Annotated in this window: 12 protein-coding genes; 6 read left to right on the top strand and 6 right to left on the bottom strand. The window is 48.5% G+C overall.

Annotated features, from left to right (window positions below):
• The 4 genes from ABYP73_RS06775 to ABYP73_RS06760 form a co-directional block, all read left to right on the top strand.
• Window positions 1-1,146 (top strand): aminotransferase class V-fold PLP-dependent enzyme (locus ABYP73_RS06775; protein WP_372973832.1); only part of this gene is annotated, 1,146 nt, incomplete at its 5' end.
• A gap of 154 nt (window positions 1,147-1,300) precedes the next feature.
• Complete coding sequence (locus ABYP73_RS06770; RefSeq protein WP_372973831.1) at window positions 1,301-2,359, top strand: 3-oxoacyl-ACP synthase III family protein; 1,059 nt, start codon at window positions 1,301-1,303, stop codon at window positions 2,357-2,359.
• A gap of 3 nt (window positions 2,360-2,362) precedes the next feature.
• Window positions 2,363-2,890 (top strand): methyltransferase, encoded by a 528-nt coding sequence (locus ABYP73_RS06765; protein ID WP_372973830.1) that lies wholly within the window; start codon window positions 2,363-2,365, stop codon window positions 2,888-2,890.
• A gap of 11 nt (window positions 2,891-2,901) precedes the next feature.
• Entirely contained in the window at window positions 2,902-3,765 is an 864-nt protein-coding gene (locus ABYP73_RS06760) for a glycosyltransferase family 2 protein (protein ID WP_372973829.1), read from the top strand.
• Here ABYP73_RS06760 and pafA read toward each other — a convergent pair.
• Window positions 3,757-5,415: an alkaline phosphatase PafA gene (gene pafA / locus ABYP73_RS06755; RefSeq protein WP_372973828.1), complete on the bottom strand. Its 1,659-nt coding sequence runs from the start codon at window positions 5,413-5,415 to the stop codon at window positions 3,757-3,759. The genes ABYP73_RS06760 and pafA overlap by 9 nt on opposite strands.
• 109 nt (window positions 5,416-5,524) lie before the next feature.
• On the opposite strand from pafA, the gene ABYP73_RS06750 reads away from it, so the two are divergent.
• Window positions 5,525-6,262 carry an MlaE family ABC transporter permease gene (locus tag ABYP73_RS06750; protein ID WP_372944960.1) on the top strand — a complete coding sequence of 246 codons (738 nt, stop codon included), beginning with the start codon at window positions 5,525-5,527 and terminating at the stop codon, window positions 6,260-6,262.
• Window positions 6,262-7,029 (top strand): ABC transporter ATP-binding protein, encoded by a 768-nt coding sequence (locus tag ABYP73_RS06745; RefSeq protein WP_372973827.1) that lies wholly within the window; start codon window positions 6,262-6,264, stop codon window positions 7,027-7,029. The genes ABYP73_RS06750 and ABYP73_RS06745 overlap by 1 nt, the downstream gene beginning before the upstream one ends.
• Here ABYP73_RS06745 and ABYP73_RS06740 read toward each other — a convergent pair.
• The 5 genes from ABYP73_RS06740 to ABYP73_RS06720 form a co-directional block, all read right to left on the bottom strand.
• Window positions 7,026-8,480, bottom strand: coding sequence for a DUF389 domain-containing protein (locus ABYP73_RS06740; protein WP_372944962.1), 1,455 nt, complete (start codon window positions 8,478-8,480; stop codon window positions 7,026-7,028). The two genes, ABYP73_RS06745 and ABYP73_RS06740, sit on opposite strands and share 4 nt — an antisense overlap.
• A 14-nt stretch (window positions 8,481-8,494) precedes the next feature.
• A complete protein-coding gene (locus tag ABYP73_RS06735; RefSeq protein WP_372944963.1) occupies window positions 8,495-9,577 on the bottom strand; it encodes a mannose-1-phosphate guanylyltransferase in 1,083 nt (360 codons plus the stop codon).
• A gap of 7 nt (window positions 9,578-9,584) precedes the next feature.
• A complete protein-coding gene (locus tag ABYP73_RS06730) occupies window positions 9,585-10,181 on the bottom strand; it encodes a SprT-like domain-containing protein (protein WP_372973826.1) in 597 nt (198 codons plus the stop codon).
• 62 nt (window positions 10,182-10,243) lie between these two features.
• A complete protein-coding gene (locus ABYP73_RS06725; protein WP_372973825.1) occupies window positions 10,244-10,924 on the bottom strand; it encodes an SDR family NAD(P)-dependent oxidoreductase in 681 nt (226 codons plus the stop codon).
• Window positions 10,924-11,266 (bottom strand): M28 family peptidase (locus ABYP73_RS06720; RefSeq protein ID WP_372973824.1); only part of this gene is annotated, 343 nt, incomplete at its 5' end. The genes ABYP73_RS06725 and ABYP73_RS06720, both read right to left, overlap by 1 nt.

Here is an 11,266-nt window from a genome sequence, read left to right as displayed (position 1 = left end):
GCCGGCCTGATGACTATCAGAGCCTACCACGAATCGAGAGGGGATACAAATCGAAACATCTGTATCATCCCGGCCTCTGCCCATGGGACCAATCCTGCTTCTGCCGTGATGGCAGGTATGCAGGTGGTGGTCACCAAAACAGACGAGAAGGGGAACATTGACCTCGCAGATCTGGAAGAGAAAGTGCTGAAACACTCCGAGAACCTGGCGGCGCTCATGGTTACCTATCCCTCGACCCATGGTGTTTTTGAATCATCCATCCGGAAGATCACCCGCCTGATACACGAACACGGCGGACAGGTGTATATGGATGGTGCCAATATGAATGCCCAGGTGGGCCTCACGAATCCGGCCATCATCGGGGCTGATGTTTGCCACCTGAACCTTCACAAGACCTTTGCTATCCCTCACGGAGGGGGTGGACCCGGCGTAGGCCCAATCTGTGTGGCTGCACAACTGGCCCCGTTCCTTCCAGGGAACCCCGTCATTCCCACAGGAGGCAAGAAGGCCATTACAGCCATTAGTGCTGCCCCATGGGGGAGTGCACTGGCCTGTCTCATCTCCTATGGGTACATAAAAATGTTGGGGGCAGCCGGACTGCAGAAGGCTACAGAAATCGCGATTCTCAATGCCAACTATATTAAAGAGCGTCTCGAAGGAAAATACCAGGTATTGTACACCGGCGAGATGGGCAGGGCGGCTCACGAAATGATCATAGACTGTCGTCCCTTCAAACAAAAGAACATTGAAGTTACCGATATAGCCAAGCGTTTGATGGATTATGGGTTTCATGCCCCTACTGTCTCTTTCCCTGTGGCAGGTACGATGATGATCGAGCCTACCGAAAGTGAAGGGTTATCTGAACTTGACAGGTTCTGTGATGCCATGATCTCGATAAGGGAAGAAATAGACGCAGTCAGTGAAGGAGACAATCAGAATGTATTGAAAAATGCACCTCACACCCTGGAAATGGTGACCTCAGACCATTGGGCCTTCCCGTATACACGACAGCAGGCCGCCTATCCTTTGCCTTACGTGAAGGAGAGCAAGTTCTGGCCCAGCATCAGGAGGGTAGATGAAGCCTATGGAGATCGTAATCTCATTTGTACCTGCGCCCCCATTGAAGCCTACGCCGATTCAGAATAACGGGCTAACGACCAGAACATTAGTTATATCCAAAGGATAAATAGGGCAAGAAATACAGGTAGAGGTAGGCTTGAACATCGTATTTAAGGGGTGAGGTATTTTTGTTTGGAAATAGTTTTGGCTAGATTACCACAGTATTAAAATACCTAGATTCATGAGTATTGCCATCACCGGTACCGGAAGCTACATCCCGGAAGTCCTGGTCCCTAACGAAGCTTTTGAAAGCAAGCACTTTCTCAACAGTGACGGCTCTTCATTTCCCCAATCCAATACGGTTATCATTGAGAAATTCAAGGCCATCACCGGCATACGCGAAAGGCGATATGCCAAGAATGAATTCAATGCCTCCGATCTGGCCTACCTGGCATCGAAAAATGCTCTGGAAGATGCCGGCATCAGTGGAGAGGACCTGGATTATATCATCTTTGCCCACAATTTCGGGGATGTCCCTTTTGGGTCCTCGCATGGGAATACTCTGCCCAGTCTGGCCACAAGGGTCAAGAACGATCTGCAGATCAAGAATCCGAAATGTGTGGCTTATGATCTGCTTTTTGGGTGTCCCGGATGGGTAGAAGGGATGATTCAGGCCTATGCCTTTATCAAAAGTGGGATGGCCAAGCGCTGCCTGGTTATCGGCGCCGAGACGCTGTCCAGGGTGGTTGATCCGCACGACAGGGACTCCATGATCTATTCCGACGGTGCGGGAGCCTGTATTATAGAAGAGAAGGAAGGCCAGGGAGAGATCCTGGCACATAATTCGGCAACATACGCCAATGAAGAGGCTTATTACCTGTTTCACGGCGCCTCTTACCACCAGGAAATCGGGGACGATCTGAAATACATCAAGATGTACGGTCGGAAGATCTACGAATTCGCGATCACTTATGTCCCAGGGGCCATGAAGGAGTGCCTGGATAAAATCGGGGTGTCCATAGACGAGGTTAAAAAGATCTTTATCCACCAGGCCAATGAAAAGATGGATGAGGCCATCGTAAAGCGCTTCTACCAGTTGTACGACAGGGAAATGCCGGAGAGGGTTATGCCCATGAACATCCATGTACTCGGGAACAGCTCCGTAGCTACGGTCCCAACCCTGTATGATATGGTGAGGAAGGGAAAAATGGAGAATCATCAGGTGAGCAAGGGGGATGTTGTTATCTTTGCCAGTGTCGGCGCCGGAATGAATATCAATGCCGTCGTTTACAGATATTAGGGCATGTACGAGAGCCATTATCCAAAAAAAAGATACCAGAAAACACTTTCCTTTTTACAAAAGCACATTCCCGAGAACGAGTCCATCCTGGACCTGGGTGTGGAGAATCCCTTCACTCAGATCATGAGGGATCACGGATATGCTGTAAGCAATACCGGAGGGGAGGATCTCGACCTCGACCTCTCTGCCATTCGTTCTTCCGATGCCTCAGTGGTAACGGCATTCGAAATTTTTGAACATCTCCTGGCGCCCTTTAACGCCCTTCAGGAGATCAGGGCCCGGAAACTGGTTGCCAGTATCCCCTTGAGACTTTGGTTTTCCCCGGCCTACAGAAGCAAGACCGATGAAAGGGACAGGCATTTTCACGAGTTTGAAGCCTGGCAATTCGACTGGCTCCTGGAGAAGACAGGGTGGAAGATCATCGATTCCCAGAAATGGACCCATCCTGTGAAGAAGATCGGGCTTAGACCCATTTTAAGGTATTTTACACCGAGGTACTACATCGTATACGCTGAGCGTTTTAAATCCTGAACCTCCTTGCAATGGCCCAGAATCCTTCTTATTATATTGTGATCCCGGCCCATAATGAGGCCCGTTTTCTCGCAGACGCCCTGGAAAGTGTGGTCAGTCAGACGATCAAACCGAAAAAAGTTGTGGTTGTCGATGATCATTCCACGGACGGGACCGCTGGGATCATCAAGACCTATGCTGAGAAATACAACTGTATCCAAGGGGTAAAAAAAGAATCTTCGGACGAGCATCTTCCCGGGAGTAAGGTAGTGGCTGCATTTAATGCGGGCATGGCTATTCTTGATGAGGATTATGATTTTCTGGTGAAGCTCGATGCCGACATCCTGCTGCCACCCGATTATTTTGAAAAGATCTCCGCGATTTTCAGGTCATCCGAAAAAATAGGCATAGCAGGCGGTTTTGCCTATGAACAGGACAGAAATGGACAATGGATCCTGAACCACCCCATGGACAAGGACCATGTGAGGGGTGCTTTCAAGGCGTATTCCAAAAAGTGTTTTGACGCTATGGGCGGACTGCGGGAGGCCATGGGCTGGGATACCGTAGACGAACTGCTAGCCCGTTTTAATGGATTCGAAGTGAGAACGGAAGAGACTCTGAAGGTAAAACACCGCAGACCCATTGGAGATGCCTACAATGCCAAAGCGAGAAGGTCCCAGGGCAGAGCCATGTACCTCATGCGATACGGCCTGGTGATCTCCAGTATCGCCTCCTTAAAAATGGCCTGGAAAAATCGAAAGATCAAGATCATCAGCGACAATCTGAGCGGTTATTGGGAGGCAAAAAAGAAGGAACAAGCCTTTATTGTAACCCCTGAAGAAGGAAAATTCATCAGGAATCTCCGCTGGAAACGAATTCTTGGAAAACTAATCTAGGACCGCTTCAATGGGCGTTCCAGTGGTCCCATTTGGAAAAGACATTCCCAAAAGGGCTGAAATGGTTGGGGCTATATCAGGGATCTCCGTACGCTCGGTGGTGCTTCCCTGAGGTATCCCTTTACCGAAAAACAACAGGGGCACATGGGTGTCGTAAATATAGGGTGAACCGTGGGTAGAGCCTGTTCTGGAGTAATAGACCACGGCCGGGTCCAAAACGAGCAGGACATCACCTGACCTCTTCTGGTTGTAGCCATTTTGAATAATATAGGGGACACCCCGGCTGTACTCGTTCGTCTCCATCTGATGGCCCGTAAACACCCGACTGATACCCTCGTAACCCAGCAATTCCTGGGCGATTTTGTACTGCACATCTTCCAATTCCATATCCAGACTGCGGATCACATCGTGATCCAGGAAGAACTGGGCATTGCTGTAATTCCTGATCAGTTTTGCATCTCCGAAGGTATAGGACATGAATTCCCTGAATTTTGCAGACATCGACTGAGAATCCATGTAGCCAGCGGGCAGTTTCTGATCTTTCAGATAGGCGGGCACATCCACAGCCCCATGGTCTGAGGAAAGGAATACCAGATATTCCCCTTTGCCCACTTTCTGATCGAGCTGCTTTAACAATCTTGCCAGGTCCTCGTCAAGACGGAGATAGGTGTCCTGAATTTCCTTGGAATTGACCCCAAATTGATGGCCGACATAATCCGTGCTCGAATAGCTGATCGCAAGGAAATCAGGGATCGCATCCTTGCCTAAATCTTCCCCTTCCAGGGCGGCAAGGGCGAAATCCGTGGTCATGCTGTTGCCATAGGCCGTATTTCTCAGAAGGTCGAATTGACCATTACTCTCCCAGAGTTTTGGAAGATCGTGAGGGAAGACAGGGGCCGACTCACCGGAAAATGCTCCTTCATAAGGGTTGTTGTCGGGTCCGCTTTCCAGATACACGTTTATATTCTTTAAAGTATTCCAGGTCTTCTTATACTTTTCCACGGCATCTGAAGCATTGAAGTCCCTGACCCATTTAGGTAGCTCGTCCATGTAATAGGAACTGCTGATCCAATCGCCATCCAGTCCGCCATTGTACCAGTAAGCCGCATTGGCCATGTGTCCTCCGGGCAGTACAGCTCCCCTGTCTTTCAAGGCCAGGGCAATTACTTTTCCCCTTTTTTGAGTAAACAGCCGGAGTTCATCTGTCACGGTAGAAACCGTCATCCAGTGGGGCGACATCTTACCGGTTCCGGCCGAGGTACCCACAGAAGTATACCTCTCATCGGAAGCGCAGTAGACCACCTGCCCGGATTCTTTATCATACCAGTTGTTCCCTATGACCCCATGAACAGAAGGGGTGGTGCCGGTATAAATTGAGGCATGTCCCGGTCCGGTAGTTGTAGGAGCATAGTTGTAATGGTTGTTCTTACAGTTGAATCCTTCACTGACCATCCTTTTAAAACCCCCATCCCCATAGTGTTCCCAGAATCGGGTCAGGTAGTCGTATCGCATCTGGTCGGCCACGATCCCGACGATGAGTTTAGGCGTTGTTTTGATCGGCTTAGTCCGAGATTCCTGGGCTGAGACAGACACAGGTAAAAGCCCGGTCAGCAAGAAGGAAATGAGCAAGGAAAAGAAGTATTTTTTCATAAAAAATGGCATGTCTCCAAAAATAACTAATTAAACCCTATTAATCTTAAATGAGGTTTATTACAAGGGTAATATTGTTATTTTTACAGCAAGAAGCGTACCACTGCTTATGAATTATGTATCCTCTATAGGAAGCTATTCCATAATGATCCGCGAGGTTTTCAAGAAGCCGACCAAATGGCCTATAATGAAGTCCCTCATTTTAAAGGAAATCGATGAACTCATCTATGGTTCTATGGGGATCATCATCTTCATTTCCTTCTTTATAGGGGGAGTTGTGGCCATTCAGACCGCCTTGAACATCAGCAACCCTTTGATCCCCAGAAACCTGATCGGGTTTGCCACCAGGCAGTCTGTCATCCTGGAGTTTGCCCCTACGTTTACCTCCATCATAATGGCCGGGAAAGTAGGTTCCTATATAACCTCGAGCATAGGGACCATGCGGGTAACCGAGCAAATAGACGCCCTAGAGGTCATGGGGGTGAACTCCCTCAATTATCTCGTATTCCCCAAGATCATCGCCATGTTCCTCTACCCTTTTGTGGTGGCCATCGCCATGTATATAGGAATCCTGGGCGGATGGATCGCTGGTGTTTTCGGAGGATTCAGCTCCAGTGCTGATTTTGTGGAAGGCCTGCAGCTCGACTTCATCCCCTTTCATGTCACCTACTCCTTCATAAAGTCGGTGGTTTTTGCATTTGTCATCGCCACCGTGCCGTCATTCCACGGCTACTATATGAAAGGAGGCGCCCTGGAAGTGGGTAAAGCGAGTACTACGGCATTTGTCTGGACCAGCGTGGTGATCATTATCCTGAATTACATCCTCACTCAACTCCTGTTAGGCTGATGATAGAAGTAGAGAACTTACATAAATCGTTTGGAGAACATCATGTGTTGAAGGGGATTACTACCACCTTCGAAAAAGGGAAAACCAACCTGGTCATAGGCCAGAGTGGGTCGGGGAAGACGGTCTTTCTCAAATGTCTCCTTGGCCTCTTCTCTCCCGATCAGGGAAAGATCATCTACGATGGTCGGGTATACTCTGAGCTGGAACCCCGGGAACAAAGAGACCTGAGGCAGGAAATGGGTATGGTATTTCAGGGCAGTGCGCTTTTCGATTCCATGACCGTAGAGGGCAATGTGATGTTTCCTCTCGATATGTTTACCAAGCAAAGTCAGTCCGAGATGCTGGACAGGGTCAATTTTGTACTCAAAAGGGTAAATCTGATCGATGCCAATCACAAATACCCCTCAGAACTTTCGGGTGGGATGAAAAAACGTGTAGCTATTGCCAGGGCTATCGTCATGAATCCCAAATATCTCTTCTGCGATGAACCCAATTCGGGTCTGGACCCGAAAACTGCCATCCTGATCGATAACCTGATCCAGGAGATCACCGAGGAGTATAACATCACCACGGTGATCAACAGCCATGATATGAATTCGGTCATGGAGATAGGGGAAAAGATCATTTTCCTGAAAGATGGTTTTAAGGAATGGGAAGGTTCGAACAAGGAGATTTTCAAGACGGACAACAAAGCCGTGACTAACTTTGTCTATTCCTCCGAGCTCTTCAAAAAGGTGAGGCAAATGTACCTGGAAGAGCGCGATTAATCCTGCCAGGACTTAACTTCCACTTTGGGATCCTTGAGCCTTACTTTGAGCCAATCGTTCAGCTTTTTGGACTCTGCACTGGTCTGATCCACCCGGGCACCTTCCTTCCATTTGACCTCAAACACAGGAATAGTGTCCATGGATTTAAAATCCGTCCTGATCACATAGGAAAAGGACAGTTTTTCCAGGTTGTCGTAATGGGTCCTGGCTTCGGCACTGATATCATTGAAGGGTATTTGTTTCTTGGCAAAAGTGCTCAGTTCGGACAATTCCTGTTCCAGGAGTCTGATCCGCTCGTCCTTAGACAGCAATTCTGCTTTTTTGGCCTCGTACAACTCGTTGACATAATTGAATTTCTGTTCTGAGTCGTCCTGCCCTCCCTGAAGGATCTTCAATTCCGTATTCTCGAGTTTCGAGTATGATCTCATCTGGGTCCTCCAGGTGTCTATCACATTTTCGGGAATGGACTCATCCCCCATGGTCACCAGTTCTATGGTCGACACCCCATCGGGATTGTATTCGATCTCCGTCAGGTTTTCCATATACCTGCCCCTGTCCTTGAACTGGTATATTCCGATTGTTTTGTGGATAAGATCATTGGCCTGATTCATAAACCTGGATTCCTGGAAGACATTGTAAAAAGTGATCCCAGCAGGGATCATCACCAGGAGGGCTACCAGGGAAGCCACCCTTCCAATAAAACGCCTCCTGGCAGAATTGGCATACCTAACCATAGGGAAGCGCAAGAGCTTTAATACGAGGAAGGTCGCTAAGCCGATAAAAATGGTGTTGATGATAAAGAGGTACATAGCCCCGGCGGCAAAGGAAAAGTTTCCTATAGCAAGGCCAAATCCCACCGTACAAAGGGGTGGCATCAGGGCCGTTGCGATGGCCACACCGAAGATCACACTGGCCACCGTACCTTTCTTAGCACGGGCGATTACCAGGGCAAGCCCGCCAAAAAATGCGATCAGGACGTCCCTGATATCCGGTTTGGTCCGCGCAAGCAATTCCGAGGATTCATCCCGAAGGGGAAAGAATTCAAAAAAGAGATAGGCGGTCAGGACACTGAGTACCACCATGACCGTAAAATTCCGCAATGCCCTTCTGAGCGTATCGATGTCATTGACCGCCAGGGAGAGTCCGATACCCAGGATCGGGCCCATAAGCGGACTGATAAGCATGGCTCCGATGACCACTGCGGTGGAGTTGGCATTCAACCCCACGGAAGCTATGAAGATAGAACAGACCAGGATCCATGCCGTATGTCCTTTAAAGGGAATATCGGCAATGATCGCTTCCTTGGTGCTGTCCTTATCCGTATTCTTACGAATGTCCAGCAATTCTGAAAGGAATTTTCGGGTTGACCCCAGTAACCCCCTGAATTCCTGTTTTACATCCTCAACACCGTCCAGGTCGTCTTTCTGTCCCGGATTCCTGCCTGTTTCCATAGTAGTAATTACACTTAAACGTATCCTTCTCCAAATGTAGCTTTTGTTTTTGAAACTATCGCCTTAATATCCTGTTCCTTTGACTTGGGAACGATCATCAATACATGCTCCTGGTCTACGATAATATAGTCCTCCAGGCCTTCTATGACAGCCAGTTTCCCTTCGGGCAGGCGAACCATATTACCCCTGGCTTCCGTTTCCAGCATGTGGCCATTGACCAGGGCATTTCCTTTGGGATCTTTGTCTAGTTTGTCGTAGAGGGAACCCCAGGTCCCCAGATCATTCCAGTCAAACGAAGCAGGCAGGACGTAGATCGCATCCGACTGTTCCAGGATGGCATAATCAATGGATATGTTTTCTGCCTGAGGATAATGCTCCCGGATAAAGCCGGCTTCTTTATCCGTATTATAGCTATCCAGGCCTTTGGCGAACAATTCGTACTGGTCGGGCTGATATTTTTCAAAAGCCCTGACAATAGTATGGGCACTCCACATGAAAATTCCAGCATTCCAGAGGAAATTCCCCTGCTCGAGGAAGGATTTTGCGGTCTCGTAATCGGGTTTTTCCCTGAATTGCCTTACCTTCTTTTGTTCTTTACCGGACGACTTATCGTATTCGATGTAACCGAATCCCGTGTTCGGAAAAGAGGGTTTAATCCCAAGCGTGCAAAGCACGTCCCCTTCCTGACAGACCTGAAAACAATGTTGTACGTCACTGGCAAATGCAGCCTCGTCCTCTATCCAGTGGTCACTGGGCGCAACCACCATCAGTGCGTCCGGATTCATCTTACGGATCTTCAGAGCAGCATAGAGTATACAAGGGGCTGTATTGCGCATGGCGGGTTCCAGGACCACCTGCTCTTGTCTGATCGTAGGGAGTTGTTCCAGGACCAGATCGTTGTAGCGCTCATTGGTCAGGATGAGGATATTCTCTGTGGGGATAAAACTGTTCAGTCTTTTAAAGGTCCTTTGAATCAGGGTATCTCCGGTCCCCAGCATATCGTGGAACTGTTTGGGGTTTTGGGTTGTGCTCACAGGCCAGAACCTGGACCCTACACCTCCTGCCATTAATACGGCATAGTAATTTTTATTTTTCATGTTCCTTTTATTTAACAACTTCAACTTCGGCATTTGGTTGAAACAAATACAACCTTCCCGAACCTATTTCAACACATTGAAAACGCTTCACCTTGCGTTGACCCTTTTTAAAGGTACGTCCATTTTTTAAACGAAAAACAGTACCCTGCGGGAGTTCTATCAGAATGGATTGATCCGATGGCGGATCAAATTCTTTCAAAGCTATGGCTAAGTGAGCATCCGTGCTGCTGCTGGCCTTTGGGTTCCTGAAATGTTTAGCCAGGAGGGGCAAAAGTGACGTCGGGAAGATCTCCGGTCTGAGAAAGGGAAGCATTAGGTGTTGAAAGGTGTGCTTCCATTCCCTGCCATGAGGTTTAATACGCCTGCCATAGGATTCAAAGGCTACCAGGTGAGCTATCTCATGGATCAGGGTAATGAGAAACCTGTACGGGTTTGGGGTTGCATTTACAGTGATCTGGTGGGACCCATCGGGCAGCAAACGGTAATCCCCATGCCGGGTCATCCTTTCATTCACCACCTTAAGGTGCACCCGGTGGGTACGGATAAGATCAAAACAAGGTGTTACGGCCGAATGCGGCAGGTATCTTTCCAAAACACGGTTCATCGGAAACAAAAATAAAGGTTCTCGCAAAAGGAAATACGCTCGAACAGAAAAAGAGTCCTAATTCAGGGGGTAGAACTGGAGACCTGCAGGATTTTTCCGTTGTATAGGTGCTGACCTGTCAGGGCAAAATCCATGATGTATTTCGCCATTTGCATTGCTGTTACCGGTGCTTTATACCCGGGAAATGCCTCCTCGAGCATTTCCGTTTGTACCGCACCGAGGGCCAGGACATTAAAAGAAGGGCCGCTCTCCTTGTATTCCTCTGCAAGCAGCTCAGAAAGTGTAATCACCGCCCCCTTGCTGGAGCTGTATGCCGAAAGACCGGGGAATTTGGCGCTTCCCTGTACGCCACCCATGGAACTGATGGTTACCACATGCCCTTCTGACTGCATAAAGGGAAGTACAACCCTGGTAAGGGCCGCTACTCCAAAAACATTCACCTGATAGACCGAGAGAAAATCATCGGTAGATGTTTCCTCAAAAGGCTTATTGATCAGCATGCCTGCATTGTGGATGAGGACATCAACACCTTTCCACTGCTCTCCTAAGAATTGCCTGACCGTTTCCAGGGATGATTCCTTGGAAATGTCAAAGGAAAAGCAATGAATGTTCTTGTGCTTCAGGGCTTTGATCGGTTTGTCGTTCCGCGACAGAGCCAGAACCTGATGACCTGCATCTGCGAAAAGTTGAGCGAGTTCGTAGCCTATCCCTCTGCTGCAGCCGGTAATGATGACATTTGCCATTAGTTGAGTTTTAGTTCCCTGTCTTTTGAAATCGCGATTCCCTCCACCACCGGGATCATCTTATTGACCACCCTGGCCATATGCCCATAGTCCATCAACTCTGCCTCATCCCCTACTTGGTGGTAATGATCGAAATTAGTAAAATCAAAGGTAGAGAAGGTATGGGAAGGAATGTTCAATTTTTCGAAAAAAGGATAGTTATCAGAACGCTTAAAGAGGTTGTAGCTTTCTGCTGTGGGTAAAAATCCTACGACCTTCTCCCCGGCATGGGCATTGGCCACGCTAGCGAGATTAGACTTGTTATAACCCGTTACATAGACCAGATAATCCTTGTTTTGCAAT

This window comes from Muriicola sp., assembly GCF_041567615.1.
Classification (GTDB): domain Bacteria; phylum Bacteroidota; class Bacteroidia; order Flavobacteriales; family Flavobacteriaceae; genus Muriicola.
The sequence above is the reverse complement of the archived record's forward strand: the minus strand, read 5'-3'. Positions and strand labels throughout refer to the sequence as shown.